General features: G+C 46.0%; 12 protein-coding genes. 2 read left to right on the top strand and 10 right to left on the bottom strand.

Features of this window, described 5'->3' with window-relative positions:
* Positions 1 to 4: 4 nt before the first annotated feature.
* From AC27IB_RS01150 to AC27IB_RS01105, 10 genes are all read right to left on the bottom strand, one after another.
* Positions 5 to 1,123, bottom strand: coding sequence for a glycosyltransferase (locus tag AC27IB_RS01150; RefSeq protein WP_487118316.1), 1,119 nt, complete (start codon positions 1,121 to 1,123; stop codon positions 5 to 7).
* The gene (locus AC27IB_RS01145) at positions 1,113 to 2,078 is read right to left on the bottom strand and encodes a glycosyltransferase family 2 protein (RefSeq protein ID WP_296049854.1); all 966 of its coding nucleotides are present in this window, start codon (positions 2,076 to 2,078) and stop codon (positions 1,113 to 1,115) included. The genes AC27IB_RS01150 and AC27IB_RS01145 overlap by 11 nt, the downstream gene beginning before the upstream one ends.
* Before the next feature lie 2 nt (positions 2,079 to 2,080).
* Positions 2,081 to 4,669 carry an RIFT barrel domain-containing protein gene (locus AC27IB_RS01140; RefSeq protein ID WP_487118314.1) on the bottom strand — a complete coding sequence of 863 codons (2,589 nt, stop codon included), beginning with the start codon at positions 4,667 to 4,669 and terminating at the stop codon, positions 2,081 to 2,083.
* 117 nt (positions 4,670 to 4,786) lie between these two features.
* Positions 4,787 to 5,866, bottom strand: a complete 1,080-nt coding sequence (locus AC27IB_RS01135) for a GNAT family N-acetyltransferase (RefSeq protein WP_487118312.1) — start codon at positions 5,864 to 5,866, stop codon at positions 4,787 to 4,789.
* 18 nt (positions 5,867 to 5,884) lie between these two features.
* Positions 5,885 to 8,614, bottom strand: coding sequence for an XrtA/PEP-CTERM system TPR-repeat protein PrsT (gene prsT, locus AC27IB_RS01130; protein ID WP_487118310.1), 2,730 nt, complete (start codon positions 8,612 to 8,614; stop codon positions 5,885 to 5,887).
* An 87-nt stretch (positions 8,615 to 8,701) separates the two neighbouring features.
* Complete coding sequence (locus AC27IB_RS01125; protein ID WP_487118308.1) at positions 8,702 to 10,327, bottom strand: FAD-binding protein; 1,626 nt, start codon at positions 10,325 to 10,327, stop codon at positions 8,702 to 8,704.
* 106 nt (positions 10,328 to 10,433) lie between these two features.
* A complete protein-coding gene (locus AC27IB_RS01120) occupies positions 10,434 to 11,276 on the bottom strand; it encodes an Npun_F0296 family exosortase-dependent surface protein (RefSeq protein ID WP_487118306.1) in 843 nt (280 codons plus the stop codon).
* A 172-nt stretch (positions 11,277 to 11,448) separates the two neighbouring features.
* A complete protein-coding gene (locus AC27IB_RS01115) occupies positions 11,449 to 12,294 on the bottom strand; it encodes an Npun_F0296 family exosortase-dependent surface protein (protein ID WP_487118304.1) in 846 nt (281 codons plus the stop codon).
* A gap of 203 nt (positions 12,295 to 12,497) precedes the next feature.
* Entirely contained in the window at positions 12,498 to 13,295 is a 798-nt protein-coding gene (locus tag AC27IB_RS01110) for a PEP-CTERM/exosortase system-associated acyltransferase (RefSeq protein ID WP_296049872.1), read from the bottom strand.
* Between the two features lie 124 nt (positions 13,296 to 13,419).
* On the bottom strand, positions 13,420 to 14,187 hold the full coding sequence (locus AC27IB_RS01105) for a YdcF family protein (protein ID WP_487118302.1): 768 nt from the start codon (positions 14,185 to 14,187) through the stop codon (positions 13,420 to 13,422).
* A 56-nt stretch (positions 14,188 to 14,243) separates the two neighbouring features.
* Here AC27IB_RS01105 and AC27IB_RS01100 point away from each other — a divergent pair, with 56 nt between their 5' ends.
* Positions 14,244 to 15,005, top strand: coding sequence for a S1 family peptidase (locus tag AC27IB_RS01100; protein WP_487118300.1), 762 nt, complete (start codon positions 14,244 to 14,246; stop codon positions 15,003 to 15,005).
* 185 nt (positions 15,006 to 15,190) lie between these two features.
* A complete protein-coding gene (locus AC27IB_RS01095; RefSeq protein WP_487118298.1) occupies positions 15,191 to 15,994 on the top strand; it encodes a hypothetical protein in 804 nt (267 codons plus the stop codon).
* Positions 15,995 to 16,122 lie beyond the last annotated feature (128 nt).

The following is a 16,122-nucleotide window of genomic DNA, read 5'->3' as shown; positions in this document are numbered from 1 at the left end:
ATCCTTAGCTCAGTAAGTCCTCAAAAAGCACCATATACTCGTTGGCCATTCGCTGCGCCGAGAAGTGCTCTTCTACATAGGCTTTTGCCTGTAAGCCATATTCATTGGCTTTGATAGTATCAGATAACATCTCACGCCAATAGCTTTTGAGTGTTTCCCGCTCGCCAAGAGGGGCGAGTAATCCGGTTTGCTGGTGAGTGATGAGTTGGTCAATCCCCGGGATCTGATAGGCCGCTACGGGGGTCCCCATGGCACAGGCTTCCATCAGGCAGCGTGGCACTCCCTCCAGTGTTGAGGTCATGACAAACAGATCGAAAGTTTTGAGCAGCGCCAGTCGGTCATCACGGAAGCCGAGAAAATGAATGTCGCTTTTACTGGGTAAAGTCGCAGCGATTTCCTCCAGTCTGGCACGGTCGTCGCCATCGCCAAGGAATAGCAATTCAATGTCCATTCCTTCCTGGTGTAAATCATCAAAAATGGTCAGAATATCATCGATGTTTTTACGGCTAATCATTTGTCCGATAAACCCAACCCGTCGTTTTTCGGTACTGGCAGGAATTGTTTCATCGGTGCGCACGGACTCAACCTCGGACAAATCAACACCATTTTGAATATAGTGAGTCTTCTCTGCTTTAACGCCCAGGCGTTGCATGTCAGTCAGAAGTTGGCGCGAAAGTGGCACGATGGCATCGCCGTATTTCATTGCCTGACAGCCAAGCCAGATGAACATGCGTAGTTTTATATCCTTGGCATTTTCGAATCCGTGAGGTGTTACCACACACGGTATACCTGCTTTACGGGCTGCCCACACGCCAAGAATATCTGATTTATAACCATGGGTGTGGATGATATCGATATCTTCACTTTTAATAAGTTCGACCAGCTTATCGACCACCGAAAAATCGAACTTATGCTTCATAGGTAGCTCGAAGGTGTTGCCACAACGCGCTTTGAATTGCCGAACCAGTTCCAGACCCTGTGAATTATCTTCCAGCGTTGTGGCCAGAACAGAGGTCGTCTTATCTTCTGGCAAATGACTGGCCAGCGCCAGCACCCACCGTTCAGCACCATAAAAACCGGTTGAACAGATAAATTGCAGAATTTTTATTTTTTTATTTGCCATGTGAGGAAGTTCCGATGGTTTTTATAATGCCGCCCACAGTGCCAATAGCACGGGCCGGGAAATAAACGCTGTAGAATTTTAAGACCTGCCAGAAGGACGTTTTACCGGCGACGAGTCTGAACAGGCGCACACTGTACGCTAAGACCGGCAGTACAGACAGCACCAGCGCTAACAGACTCAGCCCTGAATAACCGGTTAAAGCCAGTAACAGCGCACATAAAAGCAGGCCGGGAATCGCCACCGGAACAATAAAACTTGGCCATTCTCTTAATGGAATGTGGCGATCCCGGGTGGAAGCCAGGTTTGACTGACCTCGCCAGATCTCCTTACTAAACATTGCCCCGAGTTGTTTATCCTCACCAATATGGACGTACTGTGCCTCGCTTGTATAGTAAAGTTCACCGAGTTGATTAACCTTATCGGTAAAGTAGTAGTCTTCACAGGTAACCAAATCGTCAGGGAATTGGCCTGCCTGATAAAAGGTGTCCTTGCTGAGCAACAGGTTTCGCCCGGGTAAAAAGCTAACCGTGCAATCAACGTCCGCATTACTCAGAGCCACCCGGATATGCTCAAGTGGCGTAGGCATATCAGAGGGTAATTGCATGGCACTCACCAGCTTTGTGGCGGGGCGGTTCTGCAGGAGCTTAAGACAGGTGTTCAGCCAGTTGGCCGATAAAGCTATGTCGGCATCCAAAAAGGCAAAGTAGCTGCCTTGCGCCCGTTTAGCACCAATATTTCGCGAGGTGGAAATGGTGTTGTTGGGGGAGCTTTCGATGACCTGCAGGTTAATGGTGCCAGCCGCTCGCCTGATATCTGCTGAGACAGACGGATTTTGTGAAACCAGCACGATCTCCAGTTGCTCATGGGGATAATCCAGAGCGGCAATTGAGCGAATGGTTTCAATTAACATGCCTTCACGCCCCTTATGGGGAATAATAAACGAAACGCTTTCCATGCCTAACTCCACCGGCTTTTGCGTAATCTCGGAATACGCTTTTGCAATTGCTGCCACTCATATTGTGGTGAGAACTTTTTTATTACCTGCAACAATTCCTTTTGCCAGCCTGTTTCGCGCTGGGACTGGCTCTGGACTGGATTCGTCTGTGCGGGCTTTAGCGGCTGCGTGTTTTCTAACACGGTATCGATGCCGTAATTTTGCATCACCAGCGCCAGGATACGGGTATACTGCCGCTCTTCACTGTGAGTCAGGGCTGCTACGATGTATGCTTTTAATTCCTTTGCCTTTTGTAAAAAACGGTCTGCCCATTGCGGTTCCGCATAAGCTGCGGCAACGGCTAACACATGCACCTTACGTAAATCCTGGGCACTCCAGGTTTGGTTGGGGTACTCTAAAATGTCCGGCTTTTGCAGATAGGGATATTCGTTTTCTGCCATCCATTTCGCGTAGTGCAGCAGACATGCTTTGGCGTAATTAAAATCACTGTTTTCTGCGACGCATTGTTGCACCGTGAGGTACCGGCACAGGGCTTGGAAGAATACCGTGTAAAACCAACACTCCTCAACGTTGGTCAGTTTTCTCTCTCCTTCGATATTATCATCAGGAGAGACTGTGTGGCGGATGATATGAGCGACTTTGTCCAGTAAGTGGGTATTGCCCGTGAGCTCGTAGCTATCAAGCAGGGCAACCATGTAATTGGCAGTGCCTCTGTCCAGCGGATAATTACCTGTGCTGAACTGCTTTAAATCCTTTCGGTGGCGGTTTTTGAATTGCAGCAGCAAACCAAATAGGGTGCCGTCACTTTCGTAAACCTGGGTGATCCAGTTGGCTAATCCCAATACTGTTTTTTTCGCCTGTAAGCAACCGGTAAGGAAGTAATACAGCTGCAGGCCGCTGGTATAGCAGTGCTGGCCTCCTGGTCCACCGCCGCCGGCATGATCCTGGTACGCATCACTTTTATGATGTTTCGAGTAAGTTCGGTGCGTAGCGGTCTCGGCCGGGAGGTAATGATCGGTGTGCCAAAATAACCCGTTGTTATACTCAGGCTTGTCATAGTCACAATGATAAATATCAATATCGATAATATGCCTGGCCAAATCGTCGGCAAGCTCTTTCCACTTCTCATCGCCGCTTAGCAGCCACTGCTTTAAAAAGCCATATAACGGATCGTACTGGTTGTTGTAGTGAGAAGGAAACAGAGCGTCGCCCTGATGTTCTGCTGTTTCGTGATCTGCGTAAATATCACCGAAATGACGCCAGCCAAATTCGTCGATGTTTTCCCGTTTAGCGAAGAAGTTTTGCTCGCCTGTCTGGCCAAGATCTATCAGTTGTTGAAGTGGATCAGAAACCAGTGACGAAGAAAACCAGGGGATAACGGCGCATTCTGTTACCCATTGCGGATTAAGACGGGCGTCTGCTTTAAGGTAATTTACAGCACTGCCAGAAAAGGCGAGTTCGCAACAATGCGACTTTTGTTCACCCGGTTGTAACTCAACCGGGTGGTCGGCCTCGGCTTTAAAAAAATGCCAGCAAATTTCTGTCGGACTGGCCGTTAATGCGGTGGGGAAATTCTGCCAGAACTTTTGCGGACTGAAGTGTAGGCACGCTTCGTCCTGTTTTAAATAGCCCGCAGGGGTAAGACGCACTGGTTGTTCGGTTTTTATCCCATTGATGTCGATGACGCTCAAAGGATTGGAAATACTGAGTTTACGGTCCTGATTAACATGCACTGGACTATCCCAGTGCTCGCCATTACTGGAGCGTTGCCAACACGTACTATGAGTATTAACCGGCGCTTTACCGGAGAGTGTTGAGCTGTCATCACTAAGGTATGCGATACTTTGATCGGATTTAACAAACCAGGCAAAGTCTTCTACCAGCAAGCTTTTTTCTTCGCCAAGGTCCCAGGTGCCGGCGGCATGTTCAGCCGGATTGGGGTTTAACAGGGTGGTGTGTAATTCACATCTGCCAAAATGGGTAAAGTATTTTAGCGTTACCGAAAGCTCCAGAGGCAGGGTAGCCGCTGCTTGACCGGATAACTGATAATGCAGGACCAGTTCAATGAATGAAGCTTCTCCTGCGGAATTGTTATCGTAAGCGGGTGTATAATGCCAGTCGGTCAACTGTGATTGCAGCACTTCAAAAGGTGCCCTGAACTGGCATCGAATACCAAACCGGTAGGCGGTTCCGGCAACGGTGAGCGTGCCTGAAAATGGCTTGTCAGTAGCAACGGTCAGACAGGTCTCCGCACAAAGAATCGAGACGTCGTGCTCAGAAGTAATGATTTCGGGAGCTTTTTGCTTAAAACCTGTGTTGCGCTTTGGTGCTTCAGCAATCGCAAAGCTTGCATTTTTCAACCCCTGAGTGGTGGTTTCCCCGCGCACCTGCACCCATTTTATGGAGTTATCCGGCCAGAAGCCTGTGGGTGTGACGGTAGCTTTGACGACTTCTTTATCGTCACGACAACATACCAACTTTTGCAGAGCAAAATACTGGCCTTGCTGAAGAGGCACTCCGACACAGAACAATACCCTTGCACTAATATCTTGTGAGGGCGTTTCTAGGGTAAAATAGTTAGGTTCCAGCATGTGTCGGTATTTGTAGTTATTGTCGTTAATGGGGAATCAACCTGTGTGTAACTGTACCGTTAAACAGCGCTACAGAGCAAACATTTATCACGGATTACACCTCTTGCGGGAATATTTTTAACGAAAGCGCCGCGTCACGGTTTTTATCAGACTTAACAGTTGCGTAAGCCAGGTTCTTTTGAGTAAGTGGACCGCCGTTAAGGTGTATTGCTCATTGGACAAAGAGCGCTTGTACTGACTGTCACCGCCCATAAAGTCATAGGCTTTAAATCCTTTACGGGCAAAATAGGCTATCGCCAGAGTGTGCATTATCAGACCGGGCTGAAAACGGTTGCTCTGCTCAGCGTACTCAATTCCGGATAAATAGAAATACACGGTGTCATCACTAAGGAGATTATAAGTATAGCCGAGGCAAAGTTCACCAGCATAAAACCCCAGTAGCTCACAATGATAAGTGTGCTGTTGCTTATTAGCCATTAATGCCTGATGAAACTGCACAAACAAAGGGTTATCAAAACCGCTTCCCTCGCTGGTATTTCCCCATCGGTGCCGATGTAATGACATCAACCGCGTAAGAGATTCTGGATCTGGTTGTGCTCCAAGGGACTTTACAGAAAGTTCGCCATAGTGCTGCTGCATGTATTTCATGGCTCTGCGAATTCGGCTGCGGCTGTTGCTGGAGCATTGCGACAAAAAAGCATTGTAGTCTTCGTAGGCGTCACTGAGTTTTACCCGAAAAGCGGGAATGTCCATAACCTCGATATTAAAAGCAGGATGATGCTGCCAGTCTGCTGCTTTATCCGTTATTTCCAGGATCCACTTTTGTTGGGGCTGTTTTTCGCACCAATCCAACAAGCAGCTTATCGCTGCCTGGCGATACTCCGGAAGTGCCAGTATGTCGTTGTATTCTATCCAGATTTGGTCTTGTTTAGGCTCGCCCGTTTTATTGAACCAGCCGGAAGCGAATGGCTCTTTGGGTAGTCGGTAACCTGTGGTCGACAGAAATATACTGCTCACCACGCGGCCATCATGCTGGCAAGTTAACCAGAGAGGCGGGGTCTCGCAGAGTTCAAGCCAGGGCCTGATCCAGAATAAACTCAAAAATAATGGAACCGAGGGCATCGAACTCTCAAGAGAGGTAAGCGTTGCCGCTACCTCATCCAGAGTATAGTTATCCCTTACCTCTATAGTCAGCACGGTATCAATCAGTCGATGCTATTTCTGCTCATCAAGACGTCTTTTTAGTTCTTTATATAATGCTTGTTGTAAAGGCGTGGCGGGACGAACTCGGGACAGCATCGATTTTGCCTGGGTCAACTCACCATTCAGGAGCAGAGCCTCTACATTGTGTAGTTGTATCTCCTTATTATTCGGATCTTTACCCAAAGCTCGTTCAACAAACGCCTGGCCTTCTGGTATTTTACCTTGTTTCAATAAAACATAACCGTAAGTATCGAGGGCATAAGGCGAGTCCGGGGCGATTTCAATAACTCGTTTAGCGAATTCTTCGGCTTTGTTTAAGTCGCCTGACTGAGTATAAACTGACGCCAGATTATTAAGCGCAGCAAAGTCGTCTGGCTTTTGAGACAAGACCTGCGTGTATAGTTCGATGGAGGCATCAAACATTCCGTATGACGATGCATAGTCTGCACTTATCAGCTTGAAGACCAGGGTGTCATGTTCCTTGCTAGCTTCTGTCTTAAGATATTCAAGGCCTTTTTCTGCCTCTCCTAAACCAGCATGCGCCTGTGCCAGCAAACGGGCAACCGCAAAACCCGGATTGGTTTCATAGTAAGCAGATAGTAATGAAACGGCATCGCTAAAACGCTTTTCGTTTAGTGCCAGCAAACCTTTGGTATGGGTTAAATTTACCAACTCGCTGCTATCTTCTGTCAGTAAGTCGATGGCTCGCTTGGACTGTGCAAACCGTCCTGTTGATGCCGCAAGGTGTGCTTCTACAAGAATAAGGCGGTCGTCTTTGGGCAGATAACGGCGTGCACTCTGGGTGGCATCTAAGGCGCTATCAAAGTCATTCACCATTTGGTAAGCCGCAATGAGTCGATACCAACTACGGCTATCAGTAGGAAATTTTTGTGACCAGTCACGGTAGGTTTCAATCGCTTTGTCGAAATTTTTTACAGAGACGTAAGCATCGCCTAACGCCTGGTAAACGCCAAAGCTTTGCGGTTCCACGATGCCTTTTAGTAAGTTGATAGCCTTTTGGGGCTGCTGTGAGCGCGAATATAATAGTGCCAGGGCTGAGCTCGCTGCATCTGATTCAGGAAACTTGGCTATACGTTGTTTAAGAAAACTCTCCAGCTCCCCTTCCTGACCCATTGCTAGTTTGATGTTCACTACATCAACAAGGTTTTGCAGATTATTGGGCGTTAAATCAAGTAGTTTTTCACCATATTCAATCGCCTTATCAAAATTATCCCAGCGTGCTTCGCCTATCATAAGGTAGCGAAGGGCTCCCGCGTTGTTTGGGTCCCGCTTTACCAAATTAGTAAAGTGCGAAATGGCCTGTTTCTCATCCCCGTCTCTTAAGTAAATGATCCCTCTTAACAACTCACCATTTAACTCATTCAGTTCAGCCCATTTGTCGGCAACCGTTAAGGCTGACGCCAGCCCTTCTTCTTCGTACTTGGCCTGAGCCAATAGGATCCAGGCCTCGCTAAGATCCGGGGCAAGTTCGAGTGCTTTGGCCAGAGAGTCGGCGGCGCCGTCTTTACCTTCGTCAAGCAGGATATAACCTTCTCTCAATAGTCCTACCGGATTGTTTGGGTCCAGTGATTTTGCTTTGTTGAGCAGTGATTCTGATTCTGCTGCCTCGCCTTGTTGTAGCTTTTGAAGTGCGGCAAGGCTGTATATTTCAGCCCCTTGCCCGGGTTCAATATTCAGGTCGTCGAGGCTACCTGCAACTTCATCTACATAGCCTAATTCCAGCTTTACCTGAGCAAGCATTCTGTGCACAGGGTGGGCGGGAGGCAAGGTTGTAGCGGCTGTGGACAGCAATCGTAAAGCGCTTTCCAGCCGGCCGGTGTAATAGGCACTGGTCCCGGCTATAAAACTAGCCAACGCGGGCTTTGCATTATGCTGTAAGGCCAGGTTAGCGAGGTTATAGGCCTGCTCGTATTCATTCTGGTAAAAGTAAACAAGTGATTTTAAATAATTGGCGTGCCCGCTGTTCGGATTTAAAGCCAGTAGCTTATTGATTTCTTCATCGGCACGATTGAGTTGTTTATCTTCAATGAGTTGTTCGGCGAGCAGAAACCGCGCTACATGATAGGTAGGGAAAATTTCTAATGCCTTGGTGTTGGCAATGATAGCCTCTACATGATTCCCCATGAGCGACTCAATCATGCCCTGCAGAAGTAGCTTTTCAAACGGCTCTGTTTCCGGGCTTATAAACTGTTCGGTAATATTTTTAGCTACCTGCGGTTTACCTGATTCAAGTGTTTGATAAGCCTGAGCAATTAATAAATATTCACGTTGCAGGCGCTTAGTCGGAATAACCGGGTTCTGTTGACCGGCCTTTAACTTGGCAAGATACTCAAAAAGCGCCATGGTGCTGATGACTTGGGTGTCATTTAACTCGGGAGTATCTTCTAATTCAGTAAGCACCCGTAAAAAGTCATTTTGGTAAAAGATTGCTTTAATCAGCAGAGGATAAGCTTGTAACTTGTTGTAACCTAACTCAAGTGAGCGTCTAAGTTCCTTTTCTGCTTCTTCCCACAACCCTTGCCGGAACTCAAGTATCCCTAACTGAAAACGCGCTTCGGCATTGTTAGGTTCTGTTACTACCGCATTTTTTAACTCGACAATGGCTGCAATTTCTTCACCTTCTTGGACAAGACGTTTTGCATCTGCGATTTGTTGTTCTGCGGTTTTCTGAGAACAAGCAGTTAATACTAATACACAAAGAAGTGCCGTGGCCCGTTTCATTTGCATCCATTCCTTATGGCTATTTACCTCATACTGGAGGCAAAGATACCAGTTTGGTTTGACTCTGACTATACCCCTTATGGCTGATTACTGTGAATCGTATTTACCAGGCGATAAAATATTGTTGGGGTCCATAGCATTTTTTACTAGCTTTATGGTTTTCCAAAAAGCAGATGACTTGTCGAGTTGCTGCTGTTCATGAATGGGTAACCGGTACGGCACAAAACCCTGTTCACATCCTTTGGTAATTAATTCATGCAGACAATTTAGCGCTTTGGCTTCCTCGTCACTGCTCTGTTTATTGAACACCAAAGGAACCGTTGAGTCTATGCAGTCGTGTTTTAGATTGGTAAAAGTGATTAACGGATCCAGGTCATATTTGAGCATGGTTGTACGAACAAATAAAACAAACTGTTCTAATGCTTTGGGATTCATCGGCAGCAGCGGAGCGTACCAAAGTAAACCACAGTTTTCGGCAGCCGGATCCAGGGGACGAGATTTATCGCTTTTAATCGCTTGGTTTCGCCAATAAGGAAGAGGAAGGGCTACCTGGTTTGGCTCTCCCAGCATGATATCAATACCTTCACTGAGCGAGGTCAATTGACCTTTTACATCTTTGAATGCAGGAAGAAAATTGAGCGGTAGACGGACGAATTGATGAGCAAATTTCAGCAATAAAGAGTCAGAAAAGAGAATCCGGCCCAGTTGCTTGCCGTTTTTTCTGATGTATTTTTTAACAAAGTTGACTACCGGTTGCTCCCCATAAATTGATCCAACGATCATCCATTCCGGTAGTCGCTTGGCTGCAGCTAACTTGTTCACCTGTTCATCTGATAGCGGCTCAATTGGACTCTGTTCGACATTTGGATTTTCACATGTCATGGATACGAGGCGTCTCTTGTCCATTAAATTAATTGAGCCAACCATGCCACTTTGAGACTCCAATAGGTCACGAATGAAAGACACAGCCTCAGCAAAATTATCGCCATCGAATATCTGAATATAAAAAGCGCAGAAAGACGATGGCTTTTTGGCCAGTCTAAGCGTCATCTCGGTAACTACTCCCAGGTTACTCTGGGTAAATAAACCGTCTACATATGGACCGAGGCCCCACTTAAAGGTTTTATCTATAAAGTCATGGCCGCTTTGATCCAGAGCTGACACTGCAGAAGAGAGTTTTTGTTCACACAAGTCCGGATGAGGAAGATAGGCCTTTAATGCATTGCAGGCATAAAAATGATCTGTATAAGGCGTGATGCCGTAGCCCCTTTCCAAAGCGTTGCTGAGCAGGCTGCATGACGGTCCTGCGCCAGTAACCGGCACCATATGAGGCCAGTTATGCTCAATCAGGTAGTCGTGTAACTGTTGCTGGGTGACACCAGGGCCTATGGTAATAAGGCCCAGCTCTTTATCGGTCGGGGTGATGGTATTGAGTGGTGAAAGGTCAAGCAGATAAACGGGCTCTTTATCGACCAGAATCGAGCCATAGCCCCAGTTATTGTTAGTGCTTACCGGATGCAGTTTAAAACCTGCCGAATTTGCCAACTTGAGGAGCTGGGGAATAACCGATTCTTTATAAACTTTAATTGCACCGGCAAATTGCTGTGGTCTACCGAAAGTATTTATTCCGTATTGGTTTACGGCGTCCTCAGATGCTATCAGCGTAGCAATATCTGGCTGGCAAATAAGTGAAAGTGGGTGATGAATATCCATATACGAACGGGTTGCTTTGAAGAGTAATAGTATAAGTAAACTATAGCGTGAAATAACAAAAAAGCCGACATGTTGCCGGCTTTCTTATTGAATTTATTTTGATTATTTATTTTTTACGAAACCTTCGGCTGGCAATCATAACAGAGGCAAATAGCAGGATGAGTGTTGCCCCCGGAGCGCTTACCGGTATCTCCCGGGTACTCAGACCTATGACAATATTGTCAAATTCCCCGGCAATGTCACTGGTATTAATGACGAGTGTGTCAAACTGTTCTGCAATTGAAAAAGCGATATTAACGTAGGCATTGGAGTCCGGGCTGGTTTGATTTCCGGAACTGCCGCCTAGCTGCGAGAGTAATGCCGCCCCTGTTATCGACGAGACCAGCGATCCTCCGGAATAAAAATAGAAGTCATTATAAACATCCACTGAGCCCCAGTAAAAGCCAAGATAAGTAATGCCTAACTGAGTTGAAGAGCCGTAAAGAGAACTGTAATAATCGAGTAGGTTAGTATAGTCAAATGATATGGTCGCAGTGCCTTGACCATTGTTAGTTGCATAGCCATAACAGGTGGTATCATTAGCCGGTGCCGCAGCAACATTTGTTACCGAACCTTTACGAACAGCTATCTCTGAACTGTTCGCAGAGATGTTTACACCAATCGGCCCATTGTTGACGCTGTTTACTGCACACTCATTTTCAAACCCTGAAACCGTATAGTTTGTAGAGCCAGGATAAAGCGGATCGCCAGTTGCGATGTCAAAAGTTTCTATAAAATAATCTGACAGACCGCCGTTAATGGGATCCATAAAACTGCTTGTCAGGCCAGAACCATCTGAGGCGTTAGCCCCGCCAAAACTTATAGATGCTGCGGTAGATTGCTTAGAGACACTAAAAACCAGTACGACACTGAATAAAAGGGATTTAGTGACCAGGGGAAAACGTTTCATAGAGTCGCTCCTTGATTAATGTCACCAACAACCGGAGCAATGCATTTTTTAGACCAAGAAAAAAACGCGTAAAAATTCATCAGTTTATGAAATGGTACTTTAGACTAAAGTTACAAGTGTAAAAAAAGTCGGCACTCAGGCCGACTTTTATAGCGGTAACTTTCTTTTTCGTTTATTTCTTTAAACGAGATCTCAGACCAAGAGCAACCAGGCCGAAAGCGAACAGTGCAAGTCCAGTTGGAGCTGGAACAGGAATTTCACGAGTGCTCAGACCGATAACGATGTTGTCAAACTCACCAGCAACGCCGGAAGTATTGATTACCAGAGTGTCGAATTGCTCAGCAATTGAAAACTCGATTTCAACGTAAGTGTTTGAACTTGGAGCTGTTTGGTTACCTGATGAACCGCCAAATTGGTTAAGCAGACCAACACCAGAAATCTCAGTTACTAATGAACCACCTGAATAGAATTCAAAATCGTTATACGTATCTACTGAGCCCCAGTAGAAACCTAAGTAAGTAATCCCGATTTGAACACCATTACCAGCCAGCGCTGTGTAGTAGTTAAGCAGATTAGTGTAATCAAACTCAACTGTAGCAGTACCTGAACCGTTGTTAGACAGGTAACCGTAACATGTTGAATCATTTGCCGGAGCTGCTGCAGTATTTGGCACACTGCCTTGACGAACACCGATTTCACCGGCATTACCTGATACTGAGATTCCGATAGGACTCGCGTTAACACTGTTAACCGCACAGTCTTGCTCAAAACCTGCATCAGTATACGCTGTTGAGCCAGGGAAACCCGGGGCACCAGTAGCTTGGTCGAAAGTCTCGATGAAGTAATTTGGTACACTACCAGAATTTGGATCGATATACTGGCTGGTTAAACCAGAGCCGTCTGTTGCCGCAACTCCATTATTGAAGTTGATGTTTGCTGCGTTGGACGCACCAGCGAAACCTAAGCCAATAATTGCACTTAAAGACAACGCTTTCGTGAGTTTAGAAAATTTGTTCATTTTACAGTCCTCTGTACTAAGAAAGTTACCACGAACAAAATGATGCATGGTGTGTGCCATAAATATATTTTTGTTCTTTTTCAGTGGTTTAGTCAGTTTTCGTAGGGGGGGGATATTCTTTGTGTAAAATTCTTTGACAATGAACGCCGTTTACTTGCGGTTCACTTTCAACCGATATGAAAGCGAACCCGGAACGCAGGCAGTTAGGTATTCTCTTTCATCTGTTTATTGACCTGAACCTGGATGTCGCGAAGCATATATTTGAAGCTCGGAGCCAGGTCACGAAGCAGGATCTCTGCATTAATATAATAAGGCGCTCGCTGGCCATGATATTCAATAGTGGGGCCGATCTTAATATATTTAATGCCAAGAAAACGCATACTTCTGGCCAAACGGGGTTCCATCATTACGAAGGCGTGCTGTATGCCTTGTGTTAATGCTAAAGATGCCGCGGAAAGGTAAAGTCCGATGGCAATAAACGGAAAACATCGCAGCTCGGCCTCAGAGTAGGTGGACTCGTTAATCGCACCGGTAGCGGCGCCGGCAAATCTATCCATTGCCCGGCGACGAAAGTGCGCAGGGACAGCCAGGCGTGATATTTCGCAGATTTCATGGCGGTCAAAATGGTTTGGCGTAAATTCGTCGTGAGATATTGAATGCAGACAGTATTTCTCCAGAGGCAACAGCTGCCCTTCTTCACGAGGAGTCACTAATCTGACAGTGCCAGCGTAGGCATCAGAACCAATGTGTCGAATAAGGCAGTATTGTGAAAATGCATCAAATTCGTCAGTTTCCATTTGGTCGGGTCTTAGCGGTTCGAAGCCAAGCTCTTCGCAATAAACATTGTGCCTGATCTTATAGACTTCACTTCTTAATTCTTCGGCGTTGGCAACAACGGGCGTCAAAAAGGTAGAGAAATGCTTTGATATTGCAGTTGCCTCGCGTAAGCGCTGGTAAGACTGCCATAGCTTGGAAATTTTTGCGCTAGTACTTTTAAACACCGTCACCTCTTCCGTCGGGGCCTGATATCAACTTTATATGTAGTATATAAATGCGCTGCATTTAATGTTCCTTAATAATAGCATCAAAAATACACATTCAATGCTATTTCAACTAATTACTATTTTACCTTATCGGCCAGTCACCGGTTTCATAAAGCAAAGCAATATATTCATAAAGCGCTCTCTCTGTATGATAAATACTGGCAATAGAAGGAATATTCAATGTTACTTCATAAGTGGGCGGGCTAAGGTGTTCAACAGGGACCGGAATAAGTTGAGTAAATCCAATTTGTTTGGCCTGATATACTAACCTTCGCATATGGGTTGCTGATGTAACCACCGCAATAGGGACATCTCCTGTATAATTAAATAATGCCTTGAGTTCCTGTTCGGTATTGTGGCCAACTGGCAAAGCGGTCACAGGCGAAGAAATTAGCGTAGATAGAAATTGCTTGGCTTTATCTGCATAAACAATCTCCTTATCCCTTAAAAAATTACCGCCCGTGACGATCACCGGGGTAGCTTTATAACCAGCCATGATGGCGCTCTGGACTAAACGTGTTAACGAACACTGATGCCAGTTACTGGCTTCTGGCAAATCCTTACCAAAGTAGTAGCAACCCGGGCTGAATATGTACTCTGCATCGTGCCAGATTTTGTCAGCTTTTTGTAAGGGAGGGTAGGCATACTCCAAAGGAGCGAGTAACCAGTTGCTGAATGTGTATTGGCTGGCAAGAAAAATCCAAATGCATGCTGCACCAATTAATGGATAAGTGAATTTGCAAAGCTTTTTTAAATAGTGGCATGCTAAGCCTGCAGCCAGCAAAACGAAAAACAGGACGACTGGCGAGATCAATTGCTTAACAATAAATTTTAGTGTTTCTGCATCCACAATATCGTTCCCTGATTAATAGGGGTTTATACTCAATGATTTAAAAGCGAGTTGCAATGAAGAATATCTCTCTGTTTTTATTATTTATCTTTTTGTCTGCACCGCTACAGGCAAGCCAGTCGATGGTAGACGTTATTAAACAAATTAAACCGTCGGTGGTAGGGATCGGAATCACTACGCCGATGAATTCTCCTGCAAACCAGTTGCAGGGGACTGGCTTTGTCATTGGTGACGGTCACTATATTGCTACCAACTATCACGTGGTCTCAACACCTTTAAATCCGGATGTTGTTCAATACCGGGCTGTCTTCGCCGGAAATGCGAAGAACACTAAAACTTATCGGGCGGAAGTGGTTGATATTGACCCCGCCCATGACCTGGCTATTTTAAAAATTGACCCCAAACTGACGCCATTAAAAATTGCACCGGATGAATTCGTGCCGGAAGGTACTCACATTGCGTTTACCGGATTTCCCATTGGAGCGGTTTTGGGGCTTTACCCTGCTTCCCACCGGGGAATGATTGCCGCGATAACGCCCGATGCAATACCGGCGCGCAGCTCGAACCAACTGTCTATTAATATGCTGGATCGGTTGCAAAAAGTATTCCTTATCTATCAACTTGACGCCACGGCCTACCCGGGAAATAGCGGCAGCCCAATGTATCTGAGTGACTCAGGGGTAGTGGTTGGTGTGATTAACAAGGTGTTTGTGGCCGAGACCAAGGAATCAGTGCTGAGTAAACCGTCTGGTATTTCATACGCAATACCGGTTATACATTTGCGAAAGCTAGCGGCAAAGTCTAATATAGCGCTCTAGGTGAGAGGGCTTCTGATTGTTACTGTCGGTAATTTTTACAAAATGTCGGTAATAAGTACCCTATAATAATAAATTTTATTGAATATCAACGACTTGGATAGTTGGCACGATTTATTCATGATGCATTAAAATTGGTCTGCACGTTGAAGCAGACAGCTTTTCAAAGGAAGACAAAGGTTATCAGTATGGGTATTGAACAAAATCAATCGTCAGTGACAAAACGTCGCCAGTTTATGAAAAAAGCCGGTGCTGGTGTGGCGGTATCGTCACTTCCTATGAAGTCTGTATGGGGTGCATGTTCGGTGTCTGGAGTGATGTCCGGCAACCTGTCGCAAACTGGTGGTGGTACGGGCGATGCCTGTGGCACGATCGAAATGCCAAACGGCGGGCGCTCGCCAGGTTCATGGTTTCAGGGTAACACTTGGACCCCAGGACATAATTCGAAGTCGGCTGCCTCTGTGTTCCCTCAATTAAGATATGGTTTGTCTGACGACGACGAATGTTTGTTGACCGCTCGAATCGAAGCAATGAGAACGCATGTAAAAGATCTCATTAAGGATACTGAACTTACATTAAGCGAAGCGGCTGCGAAATACATCTACGATTCGGACAGCGCGTATGATACATCGCCTACATTGCTAGCGGCTTTGTCAGGTACAGATCTACCTTCGAACAGAAAAAATATACTAAAGCATACTGCTGTTGTGTACCTCAATGTTTATTATGGCTTGTACAACGGCGTTAACTTACCATTGAATCATGCCGCTGCTCAGGAAACAGCTCAGGTGGTAATGGCAAAGATGGTTGAGATGAAGCAAAACGGCGGTGTTGAGATGACGGATTCCCAATTGGGTTATACTGACGGACACAGCCGGATTATCCAGTCGACCTTTGAATCCGAGTTTAGTGACGTTTTTGATGAGGCGTGCTCCGGTGGTAAAGACAAAGACAAGGACAAAGGTAAGCCAGGAAAATGGAAGGGCCGTTAATAAGGCTAAAAGATAGCGTCTATTGCCGAACCTTTAGCGATTTGTCCGGGTTAGTTTTCTTTACTGCCCGGACATGTGAGACCTTCTTTGTTCACCAATGTTTAAAACGCTCTATTAACTTTGTTGAA

The sequence above is a fragment of the Alteromonas sp. 4NH20-0104 genome (assembly GCF_057547795.1).
Note: the sequence above shows the minus strand (reverse complement) of the source record. Positions and strands in the feature narration are given on the sequence as shown.

What these genes read in the sequence shown, in the direction of transcription:
- AC27IB_RS01140 (WP_487118314.1), bottom strand. Translation starts at nt 4,669, where the DNA reads ATGCTGGAACCTAACTATTTTACCCTAGAAACGCCCTCACAAGATATT.
- AC27IB_RS01100 (WP_487118300.1), top strand. Translation starts at nt 14,244, where the DNA reads ATGAAGAATATCTCTCTGTTTTTATTATTTATCTTTTTGTCTGCACCG.
- AC27IB_RS01095 (WP_487118298.1), top strand. Translation starts at nt 15,191, where the DNA reads ATGGGTATTGAACAAAATCAATCGTCAGTGACAAAACGTCGCCAGTTT.
- AC27IB_RS01125 (WP_487118308.1), bottom strand. Translation starts at nt 10,327, where the DNA reads ATGGATATTCATCACCCACTTTCACTTATTTGCCAGCCAGATATTGCT.
- prsT (WP_487118310.1), bottom strand. Translation starts at nt 8,614, where the DNA reads ATGAAACGGGCCACGGCACTTCTTTGTGTATTAGTATTAACTGCTTGT.
- AC27IB_RS01120 (WP_487118306.1), bottom strand. Translation starts at nt 11,276, where the DNA reads ATGAAACGTTTTCCCCTGGTCACTAAATCCCTTTTATTCAGTGTCGTA.
- AC27IB_RS01115 (WP_487118304.1), bottom strand. Translation starts at nt 12,294, where the DNA reads ATGAACAAATTTTCTAAACTCACGAAAGCGTTGTCTTTAAGTGCAATT.
- AC27IB_RS01145 (WP_296049854.1), bottom strand. Translation starts at nt 2,078, where the DNA reads ATGGAAAGCGTTTCGTTTATTATTCCCCATAAGGGGCGTGAAGGCATG.
- AC27IB_RS01150 (WP_487118316.1), bottom strand. Translation starts at nt 1,123, where the DNA reads ATGGCAAATAAAAAAATAAAAATTCTGCAATTTATCTGTTCAACCGGT.